The organism is Prevotella sp. SGI.167, from assembly GCF_050313615.1.
Lineage (GTDB): Bacteria > Bacteroidota > Bacteroidia > Bacteroidales > Bacteroidaceae > Prevotella.
In genome coordinates this window covers 18571-44223 of sequence record NZ_JBNPLT010000019.1, presented here as the reverse complement: position 1 = coordinate 44223, position 25653 = coordinate 18571, and the positions used below count along the sequence as shown (strand labels likewise).

General features: G+C 46.8%; 18 protein-coding genes. 13 read left to right on the top strand and 5 right to left on the bottom strand.

Annotated features, from left to right (window positions below):
• Positions 1–3: 3 nt before the first annotated feature.
• From ACQRBJ_RS10615 to ACQRBJ_RS10600, 4 genes are all read right to left on the bottom strand, one after another.
• Entirely contained in the window at positions 4–1164 is a 1161-nt protein-coding gene (locus tag ACQRBJ_RS10615; protein WP_441937168.1) for a dicarboxylate/amino acid:cation symporter, read from the bottom strand.
• Positions 1165–1366: 202 nt separating this feature from the next.
• Positions 1367–2158, bottom strand: coding sequence for a glucosamine-6-phosphate deaminase (gene nagB, locus ACQRBJ_RS10610; protein WP_153122475.1), 792 nt, complete (start codon positions 2156–2158; stop codon positions 1367–1369).
• 41 nt (positions 2159–2199) lie between these two features.
• The gene (locus ACQRBJ_RS10605) at positions 2200–3171 is read right to left on the bottom strand and encodes an ROK family protein (protein WP_420377616.1); all 972 of its coding nucleotides are present in this window, start codon (positions 3169–3171) and stop codon (positions 2200–2202) included.
• Positions 3172–3219: 48 nt separating this feature from the next.
• The gene (locus ACQRBJ_RS10600; protein WP_445303586.1) at positions 3220–4422 is read right to left on the bottom strand and encodes an ROK family transcriptional regulator; all 1203 of its coding nucleotides are present in this window, start codon (positions 4420–4422) and stop codon (positions 3220–3222) included.
• 358 nt (positions 4423–4780) lie between these two features.
• On the opposite strand from ACQRBJ_RS10600, the gene ACQRBJ_RS10595 reads away from it, so the two are divergent.
• From ACQRBJ_RS10595 to ACQRBJ_RS10535, 13 genes are all read left to right on the top strand, one after another.
• Positions 4781–6016, top strand: coding sequence for an MFS transporter (locus ACQRBJ_RS10595; RefSeq protein WP_294969454.1), 1236 nt, complete (start codon positions 4781–4783; stop codon positions 6014–6016).
• An 81-nt stretch (positions 6017–6097) separates the two neighbouring features.
• A complete protein-coding gene (locus tag ACQRBJ_RS10590; protein WP_294969457.1) occupies positions 6098–7015 on the top strand; it encodes a dihydrodipicolinate synthase family protein in 918 nt (305 codons plus the stop codon).
• A 29-nt stretch (positions 7016–7044) separates the two neighbouring features.
• Positions 7045–8229, top strand: coding sequence for an AGE family epimerase/isomerase (locus ACQRBJ_RS10585; RefSeq protein WP_294969460.1), 1185 nt, complete (start codon positions 7045–7047; stop codon positions 8227–8229).
• A gap of 4 nt (positions 8230–8233) precedes the next feature.
• Positions 8234–9001: a creatininase family protein gene (locus ACQRBJ_RS10580; RefSeq protein WP_294969463.1), complete on the top strand. Its 768-nt coding sequence runs from the start codon at positions 8234–8236 to the stop codon at positions 8999–9001.
• Between the two features lie 33 nt (positions 9002–9034).
• The gene (locus ACQRBJ_RS10575) at positions 9035–10315 is read left to right on the top strand and encodes a sialidase family protein (RefSeq protein ID WP_294969465.1); all 1281 of its coding nucleotides are present in this window, start codon (positions 9035–9037) and stop codon (positions 10313–10315) included.
• Between the two features lie 77 nt (positions 10316–10392).
• Positions 10393–13692, top strand: coding sequence for a SusC/RagA family TonB-linked outer membrane protein (locus ACQRBJ_RS10570; RefSeq protein WP_445303603.1), 3300 nt, complete (start codon positions 10393–10395; stop codon positions 13690–13692).
• 13 nt (positions 13693–13705) lie between these two features.
• Positions 13706–15268, top strand: a complete 1563-nt coding sequence (gene nanU / locus ACQRBJ_RS10565) for a SusD family outer membrane lipoprotein NanU (RefSeq protein ID WP_445303585.1) — start codon at positions 13706–13708, stop codon at positions 15266–15268.
• A gap of 154 nt (positions 15269–15422) precedes the next feature.
• A complete protein-coding gene (locus ACQRBJ_RS10560; protein WP_445303584.1) occupies positions 15423–17288 on the top strand; it encodes a family 20 glycosylhydrolase in 1866 nt (621 codons plus the stop codon).
• Between the two features lie 52 nt (positions 17289–17340).
• Positions 17341–19419: a GDSL-type esterase/lipase family protein gene (locus ACQRBJ_RS10555; RefSeq protein WP_445303583.1), complete on the top strand. Its 2079-nt coding sequence runs from the start codon at positions 17341–17343 to the stop codon at positions 19417–19419.
• Positions 19420–19516: 97 nt separating this feature from the next.
• Complete coding sequence (locus ACQRBJ_RS10550; RefSeq protein ID WP_445303582.1) at positions 19517–20587, top strand: cyclically-permuted mutarotase family protein; 1071 nt, start codon at positions 19517–19519, stop codon at positions 20585–20587.
• Positions 20588–20857: 270 nt separating this feature from the next.
• Positions 20858–21214, top strand: a complete 357-nt coding sequence (locus tag ACQRBJ_RS10545; RefSeq protein WP_006848366.1) for a P-II family nitrogen regulator — start codon at positions 20858–20860, stop codon at positions 21212–21214.
• A 144-nt stretch (positions 21215–21358) separates the two neighbouring features.
• Positions 21359–22621 (top strand): ammonium transporter, encoded by a 1263-nt coding sequence (locus tag ACQRBJ_RS10540; protein ID WP_441933082.1) that lies wholly within the window; start codon positions 21359–21361, stop codon positions 22619–22621.
• A 121-nt stretch (positions 22622–22742) separates the two neighbouring features.
• On the top strand, positions 22743–23459 hold the full coding sequence (locus tag ACQRBJ_RS10535) for a hypothetical protein (protein ID WP_445303581.1): 717 nt from the start codon (positions 22743–22745) through the stop codon (positions 23457–23459).
• 692 nt (positions 23460–24151) lie between these two features.
• On the opposite strand, the gene ACQRBJ_RS10530 is transcribed toward ACQRBJ_RS10535, so the two are convergent.
• Positions 24152–25636 carry a glycoside hydrolase family 125 protein gene (locus ACQRBJ_RS10530; protein ID WP_294969484.1) on the bottom strand — a complete coding sequence of 495 codons (1485 nt, stop codon included), beginning with the start codon at positions 25634–25636 and terminating at the stop codon, positions 24152–24154.
• Between the last annotated feature and the right edge of the window lie 17 nt (positions 25637–25653).

Here is a 25653-nt window from a genome sequence, read left to right as displayed (position 1 = left end):
TTTTTATTGATCCTTTCTGAATATCTTATCCACAACTACGGCAATGGCACCATCGCCCGTTACATTGCAGGCGGTGCCGAAACTGTCCATCGCAATATAGAGGGCTATCATAAGCGCCTGCATATCAGCATTGAAACCCAAAACAGAGGCTAGCGGACCGAGCGCTGCCATCACGGCTCCTCCCGGAACTCCCGGAGCAGCTACCATGCAGATGGCGAGCACGAAGATGAAATTGAGAAAGAGAGGGAGATTGCACGGCATACCATTGATGAGACAGATGGTTAGCGCACAGCAGGTAATCTTCATCATTGAACCCGAGAGATGGATGGTGGCACAGAGCGGAATGGTGAATCCGGCAATGCCATCGGTGACACCGTTTTTCAAGGTCTGCTTCAATGTTACCGGGATAGTGGCTGCCGATGAGGAGGTGCCCAGTGCTGTGAAGTAGGCTGGTAACATATTGAGCAGTAGCTTGAACGGATTCTTATGGGTCAAGCCGCCTGCCAACAGGTATTCGTAAAGTAATATCACGATATGGAGCACGAGAATCACGAGGATAATCTGAGCGAAGACGAGCAGAATATGGTATGCTTCGCCCGAGAAAGTCATGCCCAGGAAAATGCCGAAGATGTAAAGGGGGAGGAGGGGGATGATGACTTTGGCGATGACACCGGAAACGATTTCCTTGAATTCCTGGAATATCTTTTGCATGGTGCGGCTGCCTTTATGGGCAATGCCCAGTCCGGCGATGAACGAGAATACGAGGGCACTCATCACATCTACCATGGCAGGTATCTTGATTTCGAAGAAGGGTTTGAGTTCTTCCACTTTGTCTACTGCCACATGGGCCGAGTTGGCAATCATGTGTGGAAAGAGAGCAGAGCCTGTGCCATAGGCTAGTAGACCTGCCAGGATGGTATCGGCAAAGGCGATGCCCACGGTGGCAAGGAGGAGTTTGCCGGCTCCATGTCCGATATCGGCAATGGCTGGTGTTACGAGACCGATGATAATGAGCGGTATCATGAAGCCAAGAAACTGGCTGAAGATTCCGTTGAAGGTGAGAAACGCTCTGACGGCTGCTTCATTGAAGAAATTGCCGAAGACTACGCCCAGCAGGATGGCAATGATGATTCTTGCCAATAGTGGCATTTTGATTCTTTTCATATCCCTAGTTTTGCTTTTTTGTTTGCAAAGGTACGGCTTTTCTTACTATTTTCCAAGCTTTTGCTCAATAAAAAGCCTATCTCAATAAAAAACATCTCAAAGAAAAAGCTCTTCTCAACAAAAAACGCCCTCCTGCCTCTCAGCAGAAGGACGCCAACCTTTTTTTCTTGTACAATGTATGAATTCAGATACTATCTGTTTTTTACAGATTGTCTTTCTCGATATCCTTGAAGTACTTGTAAGTACTAACCTTCAATTCGTCGGTAGCGCTCTCATCGCAAACGATGATGCCGTGCTTGTGAGTCTGCAAAGCACTGATAGTCCAAGCCTGGGTAACAGGACCCTCGATAGCAGCCTGGAGAGCACGTGCCTTGCTGTGGCCGTTGCAGAGAATCATCACTTCCTTTGCAGCCATAACAGTGCCAACACCTACGGTGAGCGCTGTGCTAGGAACCTTGTTCATATCGCCGTCGAAGAAACGGGAGTTAGCGATACGGGTATCAGTTGTCAAAGTCTTCACACGGGTAAGAGAGTTGAGTGAAGAGAAAGGCTCGTTGAAAGCGATGTGGCCATCAGGACCGATACCTCCGATGAAAAGGTCGATGCCGCCAGCCTCAGCAATCATCTGCTCATAGTGTGCACACTCTTCCTCCAGGTTCTCAGCGTTGCCGTTCAGGATATGGATGTTCTCCTTAGGGCAGTCGATGTGATCGAAGAGGTTGCGAGCCATAAATGAATGGTAGCTCTCTGGGTGAGACTCAGGAAGACCTACGTATTCGTCCATGTTGAAGGTGAGTACATGCTTGAAAGAAACTTCGCCAGCCTTGACAGCCTTGACGATTTCAGCATACATACCCATTGGTGAAGAACCTGTAGGCAAACCCAATACGAATGGTTTCTCTGCTGTTGGGTGGAAAGCCTTGATAGTCTCCACAACGTGACGAGCTGCCCAACGTGACAACTCATCGTAATTCTTTTCGATAATTACGCGCATAATTGCAAAATGTTTTTTGGTTGTTTTTATTTAAATGTTGATTATATTTCCCAAGCCATGGCTGATGCTCCCAAGACGGCAGCCGATGCACCCTTCAGTCCGCTGATAAGGAACTTAGCCTTACCCTGATACAGACTTAGTACGTGCTTTTCGTATGCTTCCTTGATAGGATTCATCAGCAGGTCGCCTGCATTAGCCAGACCTCCGAAGAAGATGAATGCTTCAGGGCTGAGTACGGTAGCAACATTGGCACATGCCTCACCGATCATTTCACCGGTCTGTTTGAAAATCTGCAGAGCGAGCTCGTCCTGCTTCATAGCCTCATTGTAGATATCCAGAGAGGTAAGCTTGTCAAGAGGAATGTTCTTAAGGCTGGAAGTTGTGTCAGGATTGTTGGCAAGCATTTCCTTGGCTGTTCTTACCACTCCTGTTGCAGAGCAGTATGTCTCCAGACATCCACTTCTTCCACATCCGCAAGGACGTCCGTTTACCGGTGTCACAATCATGTGACCCAATTCTCCTGCGAAGCCATCGCATCCGTAGAGCAACTGACCGTTGACAACAATGCCGGAGCCTACACCTGTACCCAGGGTGATTTCTACGAAGTTGTTCATGCCCTGTGCCACACCATACCATTTCTCGCCGAGCGCAGCAGCGTTGGCATCGTTGGTGAGAGCTACTGGAACACCGAGCTTATCCTCGAAGAGCTTTGCCAGAGGTACGATTCCCTTGCCCCAAACCAGGTTGGCAGCGTTCTCTATCGTTCCTCGATAGTAGTTGGCGCTAGGAGCTCCTATTCCCATTGCCTTGATGTTCTCCATGCCACCTGTTTCTTCTACGATAGTCATCACTGCCTGGCATGAAGCAGCGACATACTCTTCTACTGTTGTATAGGCTTGTGTCTTGATAGAGGTAGATGCTTTGATTTCTCCGCTACTGTCAACGATGCCGAACACTGAATTCGTTCCACCCAGATCGAGGGCGATAACAAACGGTTTCTCGTTTTGTTTCATCATGTTTAAATTGTGTAATGAATAGTTGAATAGTTATTTATTTCTTTCTTAAGAATGTCCTTGTAATATTTTGCTTCTTGCCATGAGGCAGGCTCCTATCAGTCCTGCATGGTCTTTTAAGGCAGATGTTACGATTTGTGAGTCTTCACTAACCATATTGAGTGAGAATTTCTTGATACCCATGCAGATAGGCTGGGTAAGATAGTCACCGGTAACCGAGAGGTCGCCTCCGATGACGAGCATTTCCGGATTGAAGGTGTTGATGATTCCTGCGAGATTTGTTCCCAGCTCCACAGCCATTCTCTGCAGTGATTCGATGCTGAGCACGTCTTCCTTCTGGATGGCATCCAGTATGTCCTGGAGGGTGAGTTCCTGGTGCTGTTTCATCACCTTGTCGGTGAGCACGGAGGTTCCTCCTTCCTGCAGCTTCTGGTTCATCTTTCGGAGCAGTGCAGAGCCTGATGTTTCAGTTTCCATGCATCCTGTTTTTCCGCAGTGGCAGATGATGTCATTATTATATATGTGCATGTGACCGATTTCTCCCGAGAAGCCCGACTTGCCCTGGTACAGTTTGCCGTCGATGATGATTCCGATGCCGATGCCCCAGCTCACATTGACGAAGACTACGTTCTTGATTCCCTTGCAAACTCCCTTGAGACTTTCTCCGTATGTCATGCATCGGGTGTCGTTGTCAATACAGAAAGGAAGTCCGAGTTTTTCAGACATTGTCTCAGCCAAAGGTTTTCCTAGGCAGGAGAAGTAATTATAGGCACAGCCTATTTCCGGATTCACTCGTCCTCCAATGCTCATGCAGGCATTCTTGATCTGGCTTTTGTCAATGCCCGATTTTTCAACAAAGCTGTTGATGAATTTAATGAAGGTTTCGAAGCATTCCAAGTTGTCTTTATAGTCAATGTCAATCTTTACCGGGTCTGCAATCATATTGCCGCAGAAGTCGCAGATGCCGAAGGTGAGATTATCTTTTCCGGTATCTATTCCGAGAAAATATCCAGAGGTAGCGATAAGGTCGTATATCTTAGGCGCTCTCTTAGAATAGTTGTCTCTTTTGCCTGTCGTTTGCACCAATCCGATTTCGATGAGTTCGTTCAGTGTCTTGGTGGTATATGGAACGCTGACCCCCAAATTCTTGGAGAGCTCAGCAATAGTTTGCCCACCGTGTTCAATGAATTGGTTGAGGAGGGCAGACTTTGACGCAGACCATTTTTTATGATTGATGATGTCTTTTAACATATAGAGATCTCTTAATTAATTATTTTATGCTGCAAAGTTAAATAAATAAATTCGTTTTATTAATATTTCTAAGTTAATTAATCTAAATATTTAAAAGAAAATGATATTTTAGTCTTTTTCTTGCTGTTTTTACCTTGCTTCCTAGCTACTTTGGATTGATTTCCTGTCTTTTAATAGTTTTTGAACCATACAAGCTCTCTTTTTATATATATAATAAGGTATTATGTAGAAAAAGGATATAATAAATAATTAAACTAATTTATTTAATGATAATAATGAAAATAAGTTTATTGAAATTTGGCAGATAATTAATTTTGTTGTATATTTGCACCCGAATAACAAAACTAACAGTCGAGTAATGAAAAATAAAAAGTTTTATCCTTGGTTGGTTGTAGCTCTCCTTTGGGTAGTGGCTCTCCTCAACTATATGGACCGCCAGATGCTTTCCACCATGCAGGCGGAAATGAAGGCAGACATCGTGGAGTTGCAGCAAGCTGAAGCTTTTGGAGCTTTGATGGCAGTTTTTCTTTGGGTGTATGGTATCGTGAGTCCATTCGCCGGAATCGTGGCAGATAGAATCAGCCGTAAAAAATTAGTAGTAGGCAGCCTCTTCGTCTGGTCTCTTGTGACTTACCTGATGGGTTATGCTTCCAGTTTCAACCAGCTCTACATGCTAAGAGCTTTGATGGGTATCAGTGAAGCCCTCTACATTCCTTCTGCTTTGTCGCTGATTGCCGATTGGCATGAAGGCAAATCCCGCTCTCTCGCCATCGGCGTCCACATGACCGGTTTGTATGTGGGTCAGGCTATCGGAGGATTTGGTGCTACAGTGGCTGCTGCCTTCTCTTGGCACACTACTTTCCACTGGTTCGGAATTCTCGGAATCGCTTATTCTGTAGTGTTGCTCCTTTTGTTGCATGATAAGGATAAGGATGCGGTGAATGTAGCTCCTGTGCAACAGGCAAAACCTGCCAAGGGTGGACTGTTCCAGGGTTTGTCGGTAGTACTTTCTACCTGGGCATTCTGGGTTATCCTCTTCTATTTTGCAGTACCTTCTCTCCCAGGTTGGGCAACCAAGAACTGGCTCCCTACCTTGTTTGCTGAGAATTTGGGCATCCCAATGTCGCAGGCGGGTCCGATGTCAACCATCACCATCGCCGTATCTTCATTGCATGGTGTACTTTTCGGAGGTGTGCTTTCAGACAAGTGGGTACAGAAGAACATCCGTGGCCGTGTCTATACCAGTGCCATCGGTTTGGGTATGACCATTCCTGCGCTCTTCCTCCTCGGCTTCGGTCACAGTTTGGTAGCCATCGTAGGAGCAGGCTTGCTCTTCGGTATCGGTTTCGGTATGTTTGATGCCAACAATATGCCAATCCTCTGCCAGATTATCTCGGCAAAGTACAGAGCCACAGCATACGGTATCATGAATATGGTGGGCGTATTTGCCGGAGCCATGGTTACACAGGTGATGGGTAAGTGCTCTGATGGCGGCAACCTGGGCTTTGCCTTCGCCGTACTCGGCATCGTGGTGATAGCTGCACTGACACTCCAGCTTGTCTGCCTGAAACCAAAGACAGATAATCTGGAATAAATCGAAAGCATCTGCCAACGGCAGATCATTTAGAATAAAGAATTAAGAATCATATAATTAACGTATAAAATATTTTTGATTATGGAAAAAATCATTGGACTCATTGATGCACCGTTCACTCCTTTTTATGCCAACGGTGATGTGAACTTGGAACCTATCGAGGCTTATGCCAAGATGCTTCAGAAAAATGGTCTGAAGGGCGTGTTCATCAACGGCTCTTCTGGTGAGGGTTACATGCTGACCACCGAGGAGAGAATGCTTCTCGCCGAGAGATGGGTAGCGGTGGCTCCAAAGGACTTCAAGATTATCGTTCATGTGGGCAGCTGCTGCCTCCGTGAGAGTCGTCGCCTTGCAGAGCATGCTCAGAAGTTGGGTGTTTGGGGTATCGGTTCAATGGCTCCTCCATTTCCACATATCGGTCGCATCGAGGAACTGGTGAAGTATTGCGAGGAGATTGCTTCTGCAGCACCAGAGCTTCCTTTCTACTACTACCACATTCCTGCATTCAATGGCGCTTACCTGCCAATGCTCGACTTGCTGAAGGCTGTAGATGGACGCATTCCTAACTTCGCTGGTATCAAATATACCTTCGAGAGTCTCTACGAGTATAACCAGTGCCGCCTCTACAAGGATGGCAAGTACGATATGCTCCACGGTCAGGATGAGACCATCCTCCCTAGCTTGGCTCAGGGCGGTGCACAGGGTGGCATCGGCGGAACAACCAACTACAATGGTAAGGAACTGGTTGGTATCATCGATGCTTGGAAGAACGGCGACATCGAGACTGCACGCGAGAAGCAGAACTTCGCTCAGGAGGTTATCAACGTGATCTGCCACTACCGTGGTAACATCGTGGGCGGTAAGCGTATCATGAAGCTGATGGGCTTCGATTTGGGGCCAAACCGTACTCCATTCCGCAACATGACCGATGAGGAAGAGCAGGCAATGAAGAAAGAGTTGGAAGCTATCAACTTCTTCGAGCGTTGCAATAAGTTTTAATTTCAATCATCTCCACTAAATCAATAAGAATGAATATTAAAGAATATATCAAGCAGTGGGCTGAATCCTACAAGAACGACTTAACTCAGAATATCATGCCTTTCTGGATGGAGCATGGATGGGATAAGGTGAACGGTGGTGTCTATACTTGTGTGGATAGAGACGGAAGTCTGATAGACTCCACCAAGTCGGTATGGTTCCAGGGTCGATTCGCCTTTATATGCTCCTATGCATATAATAATGTAGAAAAGAACCCGATGTGGCTGGAGGCTGCGAAGAGCACCCTCGACTTCATCGAGAAGCATTGTTTCGACGAGAATGGAAGAATGTACTTCTCTGTTACAGCCGAGGGCAAGCCATTGCGTATGCGCCGCTACGTATTCTCTGAAACCTTCGCAGCCATTGCGATGTCAGAGTATGCCCTGGCTACAGGCGACCAGAAGTATGCCGAGCGTGCCCTGCAGATTTTCAAGGACACCCAGCGCTTCCTCACCACACCAGGCATCCTGGCTCCAAAGTTCGAGGAATCAGTGCAGTTGCAGAGCCACAGCATCATCATGATTCTCATCAACGTGGGTTCATGCATCCGCAAGGTTATCAACGACCCTAAGCTCACCGAGCAGATTGATGAGTCAATCGCCAAATTGAAGAAGTACTTTATCCACCCGGAGTTCAAGTGTCTTCTGGAGACGGTGGGCATGAACGGTGAATTTGTGGATACCTGTATGGGCCGCACCATCAACCCGGGTCATTGCATCGAGACTTCATGGTTCATCATGGAAGAGGCAAAGCAGAGAGGCTGGGACAAGGAGATAACCGATATGGCGCTGCAGATCTTCGACTGGTCTTGGGACTGGGGCTGGGACAAGCAGTATGGCGGCATCATCAACTTCAGAGACTGCAGGAATCTTCCTTCGCAGGATTATTCACAGGATATGAAGTTCTGGTGGCCACAGACCGAAACCATCATCGCTTCTCTCTATGCTTATCTGGCAACAGGTGATGATGAGTATATATACAAGCATCAGCGCATCAGCGAGTGGACCTACGCCCACTTCCCAGATGCCGAGTTCGGCGAGTGGTATGGTTATCTGCACAGAGACGGAACCGTGGCACAGCCTGCCAAGGGTAATCTCTTCAAGGGACCGTTCCACATTCCGAGAATGATGATCAAGGCATACTCTCTGTGCCAGGAGATTTTGAACAAAGAATAAAAATATGAACAAGAACTTAGATTTGTGTATATCGAATCTGGGCACCGTAAGAAACAATCAGTATCAGATGGCGATCCTGCCATGGGGAGCAACAGAGCCTCATAACCTGCATCTGCCATATCTTACTGATTGTATCTTATCACATAGCATCGCAGTGGATGCTGCCGTACAGCTTGCTGCCGACAAAGGCGTGAATTGCATGGTGCTTCCTCCTGTGGCTATGGGTGCCCAGAATCCCGGACAGCGTGATGTGGCTTTCTGTATCCATTACCGATATGAGACTCAGAAGGCAATTCTGCAGGATATCGTAGAAGCGTTGCAGCATCAGGGAATCAAGAAACTCCTCATCGTGAATGGTCATGGAGGAAACACCTTCAAGAATATGATTCGTGATCTGGCTGTGGATTTTCCTGATTTCATCATAGCTTCCAGTGAGTGGTTCAAGATGAGCAATCCAAAAGATTTCTTCGAACAGCCAGGTGATCATGCTGATGAAGTGGAGACTTCTGTGATGATGCATTATCATCCTGAGTTGGTGAACTTGAAAGAAGCTGGCGAAGGTGCAGCCAGGGGATTCAGAATTCCTGCATTGAATAGCGGAAAGGTCTGGATTCCTCGCAACTGGTCGATGGTATCAACGGATACCGGTATCGGAAATCCAGCTTTGGCTACAGCCGAAAAGGGCAAGATGTTTGCAGAAGCCGTTGTTCGTGAATATGTTGAATTCCTCTATCAGTTCTCTCTGGCAGAAACAGTATCTGATTTGTATTAAATATAAGTAATAGAAAATCTAAATAGTAAAAATATGATTTTTTCAGCAAATATAAGCAAGGCATTGTGTCTTGCTACCATGGGTATTTCCCTGATGATGCCTGCACAGGTTGCTGCTGCAACCCCTGCTATGGCTGTTGAGACACAGGCTGTGAACGCTCAGGGTGGCATCACCGTCTTCTCTAACAAGGATGCACAGTATCGTATTCCTGCCATCGTGGAGTGCAAGTCGGGTAAGTTGATTGCGTTTACCGATCATCGTTATCATAATAAGGATATTGGAGGTGGCCGTCATCTCGACATCGTGATGAAGACCAGTATGGACAAGGGCGCTACCTGGAGCTCTCCAGAGCAGATGGTGGCAAAGGGTGGAAATGGTATTGCTACCAGTTTCGACTGCGCCCATGGCGATGCGGCTGTCGTAGTAGATAAGAAGAGCGGCAGAATCCTCCTGATGTGTGCATCGGGCGGCATCGGCTATTGGGAGTCAAAGCGTGGCAATCTCCTGATGATGGGTAGATACTATAGCGACGACGAGGGTAAGACATGGTATGGCGAGGAAGTGACCAAGCAGATTTACGACCTCATCCCAGAAGTGGAATCAGCCTTCTTTACCAGTGGTAGAATCTGTCAGAGTAAGCAGATCAAGGTAGGCAAGTATTATCGTGTCTATACCGTGTTGTGTACCCGCAGCGGTAACCGCATTCTCTATAGCGATGACTTCGGTCAGACTTGGAGTGTTTTGGGCAAGAATGTAGCTGAGGCTGCTCCTCACGGAGATGAGGCTAAGATCGAGGAATTGCCAAACGGCAATGTATTGCTCAGCAGTCGTGCGATGGGCGGACGCCACATCAACATCTATACTTATGAGGATAAGAAGACTGCCACAGGCTCTTGGGGCAAGGTAATAGCTTCTGATGCCAAGAATATGGGTGTTGCTGCCCATAAGAACTCTTGCAATGGCGAGGTTCTCATAGTGGATGCCAAGAAGAATGGCAAGAAGGTAAAGCTGTTGCTTCAGAGTGTTCCGGTAGGTCCAGGCCGTAACAACGTAGGTATCTACTACAAGGCATTGGAGACTCCTGCTGATTACGCTACCCCAGAGGCGATTGCCAAGAACTGGGAAGGCTGCTATCAGCTGAGCAATACCACTTCAGCCTATTCTACCATGGTTCAGGGCAAGGATGGCAGCATCTTCTTCCTCCTGGAGGAGAATGCTTTCAGAAAAGATCCTAAAACCCAACCTGATGACTATTACGACATTCGATTTATGAAATTGAACGTTGGCCAAATAACGAACAATAGATACAAATAATAATATTAACTAATTATCAACTTATAAACATGAACTCAGATTTGAAGCAATTAGTCATGGCCGTATCTTTGGGATGCATGGGCGCTTCGCCAGCATTCGCAGGTACTAACAGCTTGGCAATGAGTGCCACGCAGCAGACCTCTACCTGTACAGGTGTGGTAGTTGATGACTTTGGAGAGACCGTAATCGGTGCTTCAGTACTCGTGAAGGGTACATCCAATGGTGTTGTTACCGACTTGGACGGTAAGTTCTCTTTGAGCAACGTGAAGAAGGGCGACATCATCGTCATCTCTTATATCGGATTCGATACTCAGGAGATCAAGTTCGAGGGTCAGCCTCTCAACGTAACAATGAGCGAAAACAAGCAGGTGCTTGCCGAGGTAGTGGTTACAGGTTACGGTGGTCAGCAGAAGCGTGCCACATTGACCACTGCTATCTCAAAGATGGATAATAAGGTATTGGAGAAGGCTGCTGTCAGCAACGTAGGTAATGCGTTGCAGGGTACAGTAACAGGTCTCCGCGTTATCAGCGAGTCTGGTCAGCCAGGTGCAAGCCCTAACATCACCCTGCGTGGTGGTGCTTCTATCACGGGTGGTCATAATGGTGCCCTCATCGTTGTGGATGGTATTATCCGTGAGAGCTTGAGCGACATCAACCCTTCAGACATCGAGTCAATCCAGGTTTTGAAGGACGCAGCTTCTACCGCTATCTACGGTGCTCGTGCTAACGGTGGTGTAATTTTGGTTCAGACCAAGAATGGTCAGGCTGGTAAGACCACAGTTAACTACAAGGCTAAGCTCGGTATGAACTTCTCCCGTCAGGGTTACGATTTCCTCAATGCACATGATTACATCTACTACAACCGCTTGGGTTACAAGCGTTATACCAATAATGCTCCAAGTGCCGCTTCTGTAGATAACCAGATGGGTTATGGTATAGGTAACAAGTTGTTCGATATCCGTTATCTCAATGATGATACCAAGCATCTCCAGAGCGAGGGCTGGCAGTTAATGGACGACCCATACTACGAGGGCAAGCAGATTCTCTATAAGGATTACAGCGGTCAGATGGAAGATGCAACCTTCCACGATGTAGCGCTTACACAGGATCACTACCTGAGCCTTTCTGGCGGTAACGACAAGGGTACCTTCTCTGCAAGTCTCGGTTACTACAACGAGGATGGTGCTGTCAAGGGTACAGGTTACAAGCGTTTCAATGGTGCTTTCAACGGTTCTTACTGGGTACTTCCTTTCCTGAATGTAAAGGCTGGTACTACCTATAGCTGGGCTAAGCAGCCTTCTCTGTGGATTGGTACATACGAGTTCTTCTATCGTTCCCGTTCACAGCGTCCTACCTGGAATCCATATTTGGAGGATGGCACTCCAGCTTCAGGTTGGGGTACAGGTGACGGTAACCCAGAGTACTACCGTTCTCGCCTCACAAGCACAGACGGTACACGTAAGCAGACCTACAACTTGGGCTTCGATTTGAACATCATCCCTAAGAAGTTGGTCTTCACAGGAAACTCTTCATTGTATCACTACGATTACCAGTACGAGAGCTTCAACAAGTCTTACCAGCAGCAGAACCAGGGTTCTCCTAATACAACCCGCGAGGCTTCTGCCAACATTACACGCTTCACTCAGATTCAGTTGAGCGGTACCTTGAACTATCACGATACCTTCTTCGAGAATCACAATGTAGATGTGATGGTGGGTGGTGAGTACTTCGACTACCAGTACTTCAATTTCAATGCCAAAACCAGGAACTCTCCATTCGATAGCATCCATACATTGAATGTAGGTGCCGACCGCACTGCTACAAGCAGCAGCAAGACAGGCTATCGCATCGAGTCTCTCTTCGGTCGTGTGAACTATGACTTCAAGCAGAAGTATCTCTTCTCTTTCACCTATCGTTACGACGGTATCTCTAAGTTGAAGGACAACCGTTGGGGTTTCTTCCCAGGTGTATCTGCAGGTTGGAACATCATGGAGGAGGATTTCTGGAAGAACTCTAAGATTTCCAGCGTCATCAGCAACTTGAAGCCACGTGTAAGTTACGGTATCAATGGTAACGTAAACGGTATAGGTAACTTCGATATCTATGGTCTTTACAAGAAGTATGGCAACTATGGCGGTCAGACTGGTTACTATAACTCAACCCTTACCAACACTGCGTTGAAGTGGGAGCAGAGTAAGTCGTTCGAGGCAGGTCTCGATATCGGTTTCTTCAACAACCGTCTGGGCTTTATCCTCGACTACTATAACCGTACAACCGACAACTTGCTTACTGATATCAGTTTGCCAGGTTACACCGGTTTCTCTAGCATGAAGACCAACCTGGGTAAGCTCCGCAACTCTGGTTTTGAGATGGAGGTACGTGCCAACATCATCAACAGCAAGGACTTCAAGTGGGATGTTACAGCTAACCTCACTTCTGTAGCCAACAAGGTTCTCCAGTTGCCAAGCAGCGATAAGCCAAACAACCAGATTGGTGGTTACGAGGTAGCAGCAGGCAAGGTAGATGCCAACGGCAAGACCCCAACCAAGTGGATTGGTGGATACCGTGAAGGTGGCAAGTTGGGCGACCTGGTAGGTTACCAGCAGCAGCATATCTTCAGAGATTGGGACGATGTAAAGGCAAATGCCAACGAGCGTGTTGACGACATCGCACATCTTTATGGTCCAGGTTTGGCAGACCAGATCAACCCTGCAACCGGTAAGACTTATAAGGAGTCTAATGGCTGGAAGCCAATCGAGCCAGGAGACGTATGCTGGGAAGACGTGAATGGTGATGGCCATATCAGTCAGCTCGACCGCGTGGTAGTAGGTAATATCTTCCCTAATGTGACTGGTGGTTTCACCACAACATTCGGTTACAAGAACGTATCTCTCTATGCACGTTTCGACTACTCATTGGGACACACCATCTACAACGACCTCAAGGCTCGTTCTTTGGGACAGTATCAGGGTTCGTTCAACCTCATCGACAAGGTAAAGGATACATGGTCTGAGACCAACCGCGATGCAGACCTTCCAGTATTTACATACGCTGACCAGTTGAACAAGATGAATATCACCCGTGAGAACAATGGTTACACCGCAGTCAACGGTAACAGCTCCCGTTTCTACGAGAAGGGCGACTACCTGGCACTGCGCGAGATTACTCTCAACTGGAACTTGCCAAAGACATGGATCAGCAGAGTAGGCATGCAGAATGCTTCCCTCTATGTAACAGGTCAGAACCTGTTCTACATCACTGGTTATGATGGAGCTTCTCCAGAGCCAGCAGCGTATAATGGCTATGGTGCAGGTATTGACAACGGTCGTTACCCTACACCACGCACATTACTCTTCGGTTTATCAGTAACATTCTAAAATTCGACGAAAAATGAAAAAGTTTTTGAAATATTTTGCAGCTGGCTGCATGGTCTTCTCAATGACTAGCTGTCTTGATGTAGAACCACAAAGTGAGATTACTGATGCTGGCTACTGGAAGGAAGAAGGCCAGTTCAGTTCTGCCAATACCGGTCTCCAGGCAATGTTCCGCGACCGCACTTTCAACCTTTACCTTTGGGGTGAGATGCGTACTAATCTCTATGGTGGCAGTCCTTTCTCTGGTGAGGCAAGTAGTGGATATGAGTTCATGTGGAACAACCTCTTGAGCCAGGCAAGTCCAGCCATCAGCAACTATGGCGGCTGCTACGGACTTATCAACCAGCTCAACCTGATGATTGCCAAGACTGAGAACACCGACCTCATCAAGGAAGCGGCCAAGAAGAACTATCTGGGTTCTGCATACGGTATGCGTGCCTTCATATACTTCCAGCTGTTGAGAACCTATGGCGACGTCATCGTAGTGACCGACTATACCAAGGGTAGTGATATCAGCATCGGTAACATGGGTAAGGCTGCTTCTCCTGCAGCAGAGGTAATGGCTCAGATCAAGAAGGACATCGAGGCTTCTGAGAAGGCTTATGGCGACAATTACAAGTTTGCCAGCGGCAGAAACTACTGGTCTCTGGCTGCTACCAAGATGCTCAAGGGTGAGGCTTATCTCTGGAGCGGTAAGCAGATGGGCGGCGGCAACGCTGATTATCAGACTGCCAAGGCTGCTTATGAGGATGTGAAGAAGGCTGACGTTGCTTTGCAGAACGACTTCACCCAGGTATTTGCTTTTAACAACAAGAAGAACAAGGAGATTATCTACGCTGTTTATTACGGCAAGGATGAGAAGACGATGTGGAATGATAGCTTCCGCTTGACTTTGGTGATGGGTTCTATGTTCTTCAAGAACTACTATGAGGCTGATGGTACTTCTCTGGCTGAGTCTGCCATGGGTAATATGGACGGTGTAATGCGTATATCTCTCAACAAGGATATGTGGAAGGAGCTTTATCGTGACGGTGATACCCGTAAGGCTGGTAGCTTGAAGGATATCTATGCCAAGAACGAGGATGGGTCGCTCAAGTATGTTGGCAACATCCAGTATAAGTTCCAGGGTACCTTGCCGGAGGGTTACAACCAGCGCCAGTGGCTCGATGATTACCCAATCTATCGCTATGCTGACTGTCTCTTGGGCTTGGCTGAGGCTAAGGCTTTGCTGGGCGAGGATCCTGCTGCTGAGATCAACGAGGTAAGAAAGCGTGCTTACGGCGAGGAGTACTTCAATGCTCATGAGGCTGAGGTGGCTTATCCTAACGATACTGACGCTTCTTTCTATGCCAACAACTCTTTCGTAGGCAGCGATGCTGATGTCATCGAGGCAGTATTGAAGGAGAGATGCCGTGAGTTCCTCTTCGAGGGTAAGCGTTGGTACGACCTCCGTCTGATGGGTACAGAGTATGTTACCAAATATACTTCTGCTCAGGCAAGCAAATTGTTGTGGCCTATTGACGAGAATACTCTTGGCTTGAACAGCCAGTTGCACCAGACTCCTGGTTACGAACAATAAGGGTATATGGAAGTGTCGATAAGACACATCATCTTGTTTGATTATAAAAGTGAGAAGAGAGGGATTCGTTCCCTCTCTTCTTTACAATTTTTTCTCTCTTGAATCAACTTTGTAAATCATCATATATCATCAACAAAATCAACCTAAATAAAATATGAATCGACTCTTGCTTTTTGTGCTATCTATATTTTGGTGCATGGCTGGCATCTCTGCCAATCATCCTTCTTCATTGTTGCCTCTGCCTCAGAAGTATCAGTTCAACGGCAAGAAATCCAGCGGCGAGTTGACAGTGGAGGAAAAATATGTGAGCCAGATTGAAGGAGCTAAATTCCAGGAAGAGGCTTACCATCTATTGATTACCAAGAAAGGCATCCTTCTGGAGGCTACCACCCCAAAGGGTATGTATTGGGGACGACAGACGCTGGAACAGCTGAAAACCACTAAGAATAAAAAGATATATTTGCCACAGTGTGAAATCACCGACTGGCCTGCCTTCCGCATCCGCGGCTTCATGCACGACGTGGGCAGAAGCTATATTCCTGTAGAGGAACTGAAGCGTGAAATTAGTCTGCTGAGCAGATACAAAATCAATGTTTTCCATTGGCATCTCACAGAAAACCAGGCATGGCGCCTGGAATGCAAGAAATATCCGCAGCTCAATGCTCCAGAGAATATGGAGCGTGAGAAAGGAAAGTATTATACATTAGAAGAGGCCCGACAACTCGTGGAATTCTGCAAGCAGCACCAGGTGCTCCTGATTCCGGAAATCGATATGCCGGGACACAGTGCTGCCTTTGAGCGTACCTTCAAGACTGATATGCAGAGCGAGAAGGGCACTCAGATTCTGAAAGACATCATCGATGAGGTATGCGCTACGTTTGATGTACCTTATCTCCATATAGGAACCGACGAGGTTCAGTTCACCAATCCGGATTTCGTTCCGATGATGGTGAAATACATCCGCGACAAGGGCAAGAAGGTTATTTCCTATAACCCTGGCTGGAACTACAAGCCGGGCGAAATCGACATGACGCAGCTCTGGAGCTATCGTGGAAAGGCACAGAAGGGCATCCCTGCCATCGACTGCCGCTACCACTATGCCAACCATTTCGATACCTACGCCGACCTGGTGGCGATGTTCAACAGCCGCATCTACAACCAGCCTGAGGGAAGCGACGATCTGGCTGGCAGTATCGTAGCCTTTTGGAACGACCGATACATTGACAATACACCTCAGTTGTTGGCAGAAAACAACTTCTATCCTTATATGCTCACCCTGGCAGAGCGTGCCTGGCGTGGAGGCGGCAACTGCTATTTTGATGGCAAGGGCACCCTGCTGTGGGAAGACGAGCCGGAGCAGTTGGCTGCTTTCAAGGAATTCGAAGACCGCCTGTTGTGGCAGAAGAATACCTGGCTGAAGGAGGTTCCATTCCCATACGTCCGTCAGACCCAGAGTGAATGGCAGATTACCGATGCCTTCCCTAACGGAGGCGATTTGAACAAGGTCTTCCCTCCAGAGGAGAAAGAAGATTCCGTATATCAGTATGAGGGTAACACCTATCACAGCCGCAAGATTATCGGCAACGGTATCTATCTCCGTCATGTCTGGGGTACATTGGTTCCTGGTTTCTATGCCAATCCGCAGGAAAACCATACCGCTTACGCTACCCGGTGGATTTATTCTCCAAAGGAAAGAAAGACCCAGCTGATGCTGGAATTCCAGAACTACAGTCGTTCGGAAAGCGATTTGGCTCCCCGTCAGGGTACCTGGGATTACAAGTGCAGTCGTGCCTGGCTCAATGGAAAGGAAATTATGCCTCCTGTTTGGGAGAATACGAATACCGAACGCTCTAACGAGATTACGCTGAAGAATGAGAACTACATGTCTCGTCCGGCGATAGATATCACCCTGAAGAAGGGTTGGAACAAGCTGATGCTGAAGCTTCCTGTGGGCAAGTTCTCTTCTAAGGAGACCCGCCTCGTGAAGTGGATGTTTACGGTAGCACTTGTAGATGAATAAAAAAGAAAGAAAGGTTATGTTGTATGATAAATTAATTTTTCCAAAAAGAACATTGACAGTCATTTTGCTGTCGATGCTCTCAATGGGCTTCCTCTCAGTAACGGCAGCCCGAAAGAAACCTGTACAGAAAATCAAGGTGGCTTGCATAGGCAACAGCATCACCTATGGTACGGGTATCCAGGACAGAGAGCATTTCTCCTATCCCGTACAACTGCAGAAGATGCTGGGTGACAAATACCTGGTAGGTAACTTCGGAAAGCCGGGCGCCACCCTGCTGAACCACGGGCACCGTCCTTATATGCAGCAGGAGGAGTACAGGCAGGCAATGGCATTCAAGAGCGACATCGCCGTCATCCACCTGGGCATCAACGATACCGACCCGAGAAACTGGCCTAACTATCGTGACGAGTTCGTGAAAGATTATCTTTCGTTGATGGACTCTCTGCGTTCTGCCAATCCAAAGGTAAGATTTATCCTGGCTTGCATGACGCCGATAGTTCATCGTCATCCCCGATTCATTTCGGGCACCAAACAATGGCATGATGAAATACAGGAAGCCATCAAGGTGGTGGCTCGGGTGAGTGGGGCAGAACTCATCGATTTCCATGCGCCTCTCTATCCATATCCTAACCTGTTGTCGGATGCCATTCATCCGAATGCAGAAGGTGCAGGTATCCTGGCTAAGACCGTTTATGGTGGAATCACCGGAAACTATGGCGGCTTGAAACTGTCTGATCTCTATACAGATTATATGGTGTTGCAGCGCAACACACCGCTTGATATTCATGGAACAGCTAATACCGGTGAACAGGTAGTGGTGAGCATTGCCGGTCAGAAGGTTTCTGCCATTGCCAATAACCGTGGCGAATGGAATGTCACCTTGCAGCCATTGGCGGTAGGTACGGATTATACGCTCACCATCCAGGCGGACAAGCAGAAAAAGGAGTTCCGTCATGTGGCTGTAGGCGAGGTGTGGCTGTGCTCAGGTCAGTCGAACATGGCGTTCCGGCTCAACCAGGCTGCCACTGGCAAGCGTGATATCGCCCAGGCTAATGACCCCGACCTGCGACTCTTCGACATGAAGGGAAGATGGGAAACTTACGATGTGGCATGGCCGGCATCCTGCCTGGATTCGCTGAACCATCTGCAGTATTACAGGAATACCACCTGGAAGGGTGCTACCCCAGAAACTGTAGCCCAGTTTTCTGCCGTGGCTTATTACTACGGCAAGATGCTGCGCGACAGTCTGAAGGTGCCTGTGGGATTGATTTGCAATGCCATCGGAGGTGCTCCTACTGAGGCTTGGGTAGATAGAAACACTCTGGAGACCCAGTTTCCGGCAATTCTGCGCAACTGGTTGCAGAACGACTTTATCCAGGATTGGGTAAGAGGTAGAGCAGCCCGGAATCTGACCAATGATGCCACCCGTCTGGGCCGTCATCCTTATGAGCCATGTTATCTTTATGAAAGTGGTATCTTGCCTTTGCAGCAATATCCTATCAAGGGTGTTATCTGGTATCAGGGTGAATCGAATGCACATAATATGTATGCTCATGAACAACTCTTCCGTCTCTTGGTAGATAGTTGGCGTAGCAACTGGAAGAACCCTGAAATGCCATTCTATTTTGTGCAGTTGTCGAGTCTGAACCGTCCTTCATGGACCTGGTTCCGAGACAGTCAGCTCAGATTGATGAAGTCTATCCCAAATACCGGAATGGCTGTTTCTTCTGATCAGGGTGATTCTCTTGATGTGCATCCTACCCATAAGCAGCCTGTTGGCGAACGTCTGGGCCGCTGGGCATTGAACCAGACTTACGGACATGCAGTTACTCCTTCGGGGCCTATATATAATAATGTGGTAAAAGAGGGGAATCATCTAGTAGTGTCCTTTACTTATGGCGATGGCCTCCGCACATCGGACGGCAAGTCTCCTTCCTGCTTCGAGATTGCTGAGGAGGATGGTTTGTTCTATCCTGCCCTGGTAAAGATAGAAGGCAGCAAGGTAAGATTGAGTTCTCCGGAGGTCAAGGCTCCAAGATATGTAAGATATGCATGGCAACCTTTCACCCGTGCCAATTTGGTCAATAAGGAAGGATTACCGGCATCTACATTCAGAGGAGAGGTCAAATAGCCAACTCAATAATCACTGTTAATAGCATCAGAATATGAAATGTATTAATTCGCTTTTAGCATTATCTATCATTATTATAATAAATAGTTGTAGTACAATGAAATCAAATTTAAAGACACAATTTACAAATATCAGTTCAATGTCTGGCTTCCCTTCTGGGGAGGCTGGATATGAACTCGGTGTTTCTGCTTGTTATGCAGGTTTCATCGGCGACTACCTGGTAGTGGCTGGTGGATGTAATTTCCCGGAGCCAGGAAAGAAAAAGTATTATTCCAGCATCTATGCTGCAAAGGTTACTGGTAATGAGGAAACTTTGCAGTGGGAGATGATAGGCAATCTGCCTGAGCCTGCTGCCTATGGTGGTGTGGTTGCCTCTGGTGATAGCTTGATTCTGGTAGGTGGATGTAATACGGAGCATAGTTTGCGAACCGTTTTGAGCATCCATCTGGACCAGGAAAACGGCAAACCTATATTGAAGTCTTTGCCAGACCTGCCTTGTACGGTGGATAATATGGGAGTATGCCTCCTGGATACTCGTCTCTTCGTGGTGGGTGGTAATCAGGACGGGCGACCATCTGCTTCCGTCCTGACAATGGAAATCGGAAAGGATGAGAAGTGGACCCCGGAAACAGAGTTGATTGGAGAACCTCGAGTTCAGCCGGTATGTGCAGCCTACAACGGCGAACTCTTTGTTTGGGGCGGATTCTATGAGAATGGCAAATCCAGTATTGTGGCTACATCCGGATTGCGCTATCAGCTGATGAGTAAGAGCTGGACTTCGCTTCCTGCACCTGTCAACTTGCAGGGTAAGGAACTCACGCTTACTGGAGCCACAGCCATACTAGAGGTTTCAGCCAAAGGAAATGCTCAGATTGTCTGTGCCGGTGGTGTGAACAGAGAAATCTTCAGGGATGCTATCAGCGGTACCTATTCGATGGTAGCCAAGACGGATTATCTGAAAAAGGATATTTCATGGTATAAGTTCAATAATAGTCTCTTGATTTATAACTTGAAGACAGAACAATGGGAAATCCCATCCCCTGAAAACGCTCTTTTGGCTAGAGCGGGTGCCCAAGTTGCTTTGCGAGGACATACCTTATATTATATAGGTGGTGAATTGAAGCCTGGACTTCGTTCACCTGGTATTGTGAAGGTAGATTTACGTTAATAATGATTCGACCTGTATGTTTTCAGTGCCTGTTGAGGCTTCTGACCATACAGGTCTTTTTTGTTTTGTGTTTGTGATGGCAAAATGAAAGTGAAGATGTGTGATTTGCTTTCATTTTGTGTTTTAATTTTTAATTTGTTTTATCAAATAGTAAGTAAATGAAAATAAATAAAACAAAAAGTAAGTAATATGAAGTTTGTTTAAGCAAAATGTCGTACCTTTGCACTCGTAAACAAACAAAATGTAATTTAAAGAATAGGAGAGATTAATATGAAAAAGATCGAAGCTATCATCCGTAAGACTAAGTTTGAGGATGTAAAGGAAGCATTGCTTGCCGCCGACATCGAGTGGTTCTCTTACTACGATGTAAGAGGAGAGGGCAAGATGAGACAGGCTCGTATCTATCGTGGTGTCATGTATGATACCAGTAGTATTGAGCGAGTGTTGCTGAATGTTGTCGTGCGCGACAAAAACGTAGAGAAAACGATTAATGCCATCCAGGAGGCAGCCCGTACCGGCGAGATTGGTGATGGTCGAATTTTTGTAATTCCTGTAGAGGATACCGTGAGAATCCGTACAGGTGAAAGAGGCGACATCGCACTTTATAATGCGGAGCAGGAGAAGTGATACTTTGAACTTGGAACATGGAACATTGAACTTTATGATATGCCTTTTAGGTCTTGTCTTGATACTAATCATAAAGTTCAAAGCTCAAAGTTCAAAGTTCAACGGAAAAAAAGTTCAAAGTTTAAAGTTTAAAGTAAAGAGATTATGAGTGTACAGGATTTAGGAATTTCAGTAGATACCGTATGGATGCTCTTGGCAGCCATGTTGGTCTTTTTCATGCAGCCGGGATTTGCCCTCTGCGAGGCGGGCTTTACCCGTAGTAAAAACACCGCGAACATCTTGTTTAAGAACTTTGTCGATTTCATGGTCGGTTCCGTTCTTTTCTGGTTCGTTGGTTTTGGATTTATGTTTGGTAGCGATGGCGCCGGATTCATCGGCATGCCTAACTTCGGCGATTTGTCTTTCTATACGAATGCAGCCGGTCTTCCTACAGAAGGCTTCCTGATGTTTGAGACAGTTTTCTGCGCTACTAGTGCTACCATCGTTTCTGGTGCTATGGCAGAACGTACCAAGTTCTCCATGTATTGCATCTATTCTTTCTTCATCTCATTGATCATCTACCCAGTAGAGGGTCACTGGACATGGGGTGGCGGTTGGCTTTGCAACGCTGATGCTGGTTCATTCATGATGGAGACATTCGGTGCTGCCTTCCATGATTTCGCAGGTTCTGCTATCGTACATAGTGTTGGTGGTGTACTTGCTTTGGTGGGTGCTATCTGCTTAGGCCCTCGTTTGGGTAAGTATCGCAATGGCAAGAGTACTGCTATCCCTGGTCACAACCTGATGGCTGCTGCCCTGGGTGTATTTATCCTCTGGTTCGGATGGTTCGGATTCAACCCTGGTTCTCAGCTTGCTGCTTCTGGTGAGGTTAACCGTGTTGCTATCAGCCACGTATTCCTGACAACCAACCTGGCTGCAGTTTGTGGTGGTCTCGGTACTATGTTCACCTCTTGGATCAAGTATGGCAAACCTTCATTCTCATTGACATTGAACGGTATTCTGGCTGGTTTGGTAGCCATTACTGCTGGTTGCGACTTGGTTAGTCCATTGGGTTCTGCCATTATCGGTCTCTTGGCTGGTATCATTCTGGTATTCTCTATTGAGTTCATCGATACCAAGCTTCATGTTGATGACCCTGTAGGTGCAAGTTCAGTTCATGGTGTATGTGGTATCTTCGGTACCGTGATGACAGGTCTCTTCGCCCTTGATGGTGGTGCCTTCTATGGTGGCGGTTTTGGTTTCTTCGGCGCACAGTGCTTCGGTATCCTCTGCATCGACCTTTGGGCAGCTGCTACAGGTATCATCCTCTTCTGGGGTATCAAGAAGATAGCTGGCCTCCGTGTTGATAAGCGAATCGAGGAAGAAGGTCTGGATATCTACGAGCATGGTGAGAGCTGCTACAACTAATGGCACTTTCATATAGACGTAAGAGAGATAATAGACAAAAGTTTTGGTGAGCAAAATTATTATTATTAATTTTGCAGCCGAAACTTTTAAAAGAAAAATGTATCACATAAAAAGAGAGAATATGAAGCATTTAGATATGAAGAAGATAGGTGCGTTGGCACTCGGTTTGATGGCATTTGCTCCTGCTGCTATGGCACAGGACAAGGTGGAAACATCTATGGGTGCTGATATCGTGAGCCAGTACTACTGGCGTGGTCAGGATTTGGGAGCAATTTCTTTGCAGCCTACTCTTGGCATTGGATATAAAGGCTTGTCTCTTACAGCATGGGGAAGTGTTGGTATTTCTCAGCCAGAAGATACCAAAGAGTTCGATCTTACCATGGCATACGAGACTGGAGGTTTCCATATCGGTGTAACTGATTACTGGTTCAATTCTCCTAATGAGAAGTATTTTGCTTATTCTGCTCATGAGACTTCTCATGTATTCGAGGCAAATGTAGGTTATGATTTCGGTCCGCTTGCCTTGAACTGGTATACCAACTTTGCAGGCAATGATGGAGTCAACAAGGATGGCGACCGTGCCTATTCTTCATACGTTGAGGCTACAGCTCCATTCAAGTTAGGTGGCTGTGATTGGGAGGCAAGTGTAGGTGCTGTTCCGTTTGCTACATCCTTCTATGGTGAAGCCAATGGTTTCGCTGTTACTCATGTAGGTGTGAAAGCAACCAAGGATTTGAAGATTACAGATTCTTTCTCTGTTCCAGTCTTCACTCAGGTGGCTGCTAACCCTAGCACCGAGAAAGCCTTCCTGGTAGTAGGTTTCACCTTGCAACCATAATATATAGTTTTTTAGTTTTATAAATAACAAAAGAGGGTGTGTCATAAGTTCATGACACACCCTCATTTGTCTCTTCTGTCCGTACTTGAATTACATGCGAAACTTCTGTTGGGAAAATATCTCTGAGATATAAAATATTATCTCTGTGAGATAAAACTATATCTCTGAGAGATAAAACTATATCTCTGAGAGATAAAATAATAGCGTGTTGAAAAATCTTGATTCTTTGGAAAAAGAGGAAAAATAAAAAAATAAGACATGAAAACTGAAGGAACTGAAGGCAAAGTTTTTTGGAGTGTTAAAATAGGGCTAGAAAGTAAGAAGAATGGACAAAAATGTTGGCTGAAGGACTGAAGGCACTTTTTTAAAATAATAATTTCATGTCAAAAACTGCATTTTAAAACTTGGCTAAATATATTGCAATTACCTAATAATCATATAATTACATATTTTTTTACTCTACGCTGCATATAAAAATGATTTTTAATTTCAGATTTCAGTTTTTTTTGTGACCCTTCCTTCACAACCTTCAGTTTTTCAGAGGGTATCCTTTACTTGTAATTCTTTACAAATTCAAAAATCCTAAATCTGCGTTATCTGTGAAAACTGTGGGACGATTAATGAAACGAAAAAGAGGATGTGCCATGGACTCATGACACATCCTCCTCTCTCTCTATATATAATAAGGTGTATTATAAGTTGTTCAGCAAGTCTGCCTTGCCATCGTTGATCAGCTTAATCACTAATTCTCCAAACAGCGTGTTCTGCCATGCAAACCAAGGACGGGTAAACTTTGATGCATCATCCTTGTGGAATGACTCGTGGATGAAGCCCATGCCCGCATCCGTGTTCAGCAACATCTTCATGCAGAAACGAATCTCGTCGTCGCTCTGTGCCGTGAAACACTTCATCATGATAGACATAGGCCATGGCATGTCGTATCCGATGTGAGGACCACCGATGCCCTCGCCAGCCTTGCCACGGAAGAAGCAAGGATTGTCCTCGCTCCATACAAAACGGCGGGTGTTCTGATAGATAGGGTCGTTCATCGGCACATCACCCATATAGCCCATACCCAACAGGGATGGCACATTGGAATCATCCATCAGAAGCTGATTGCCGAAACCATCTACCTCGTAGGCATAAATCTTGCCGTATTTAGGATGGTTGTAGATGGCATACTTCTGCAAGGCTCCCTGAACCTCATCGGCAAGACTGCTGCAATCCTTGGCAATCTTCAGAGCCGCTTCCTTCTTTGCCGCATCCTTCTCTGCCACATGCTTCAGAATTTCGGCAGCCTTGTTCATAGATGATACTGCCATGAAATTGGAAGGAATCAGGAATGGAAGAATCGTGGCATCATCCGATGGACGGAACATGGAGGCAATCAATCCCACTGGTTTCACCGGAGCACCGAAACCGTCCCAGCCGATGGTATCGAAGGCACGGTCGGAAACACGGGTAAAGTGATATGCCTTGGCGGTTACCTTGCGCTGCTGCTCATGGAAAGTCTTCAGAATGTTCTCTACTGCCTGCATCCATACTTCGCCAAAGATGGAGTCATCGCCTGTCACCTTCCAGTACTCATAAGCCAGGCGAATAGGGTAGCAGAAGGAGTCTATCTCATACTTGCGCTCGAATACATCCGGCTGCATCTTGGTGCGGTCTTTCACCCATCCGGCACCCGTAGGACCATCGTTGAAGGCATTGGCATAGCGGTCGATGTTGATGCATTTCAGCTGGCGCAGAATCACGCCCTTCAGCATCTTCTTCAACTTCTCGTCCTTGTTGGCGAGGGCTACGTAAGGCCAAACCTGTGCTCCCGAGTCGCGGAGCCACATAGCTGGGATGTCGCCTGTATATACAAATGTATCATCGTCACCGTTTTCTAGCACACGGTAATGGACGGTGCTCTCCAGGGTGTTAGGATAGCAGTTGGCAAACATCCAAGCCAACTTTGGGTTCTTCTTCAGCAGTTTCTGTACTTCCTTGATCTTCTTCTCCACGGCGGTGGAGGTGAAGAGGCGGTCCTCTACTGGCGGACGCTTAGATTCGTACTTGCCATCCACCGGTGTCACCACCTTGGTATAGCGTGCGTGGACATCCACCTTGGCGTTCTCCTGAGCCATCGCTGTCATGGAGGCAAGAAGAGCCATTGCTAAAATAGTCTTTCTCATTTTCTTATCTTTTGTTA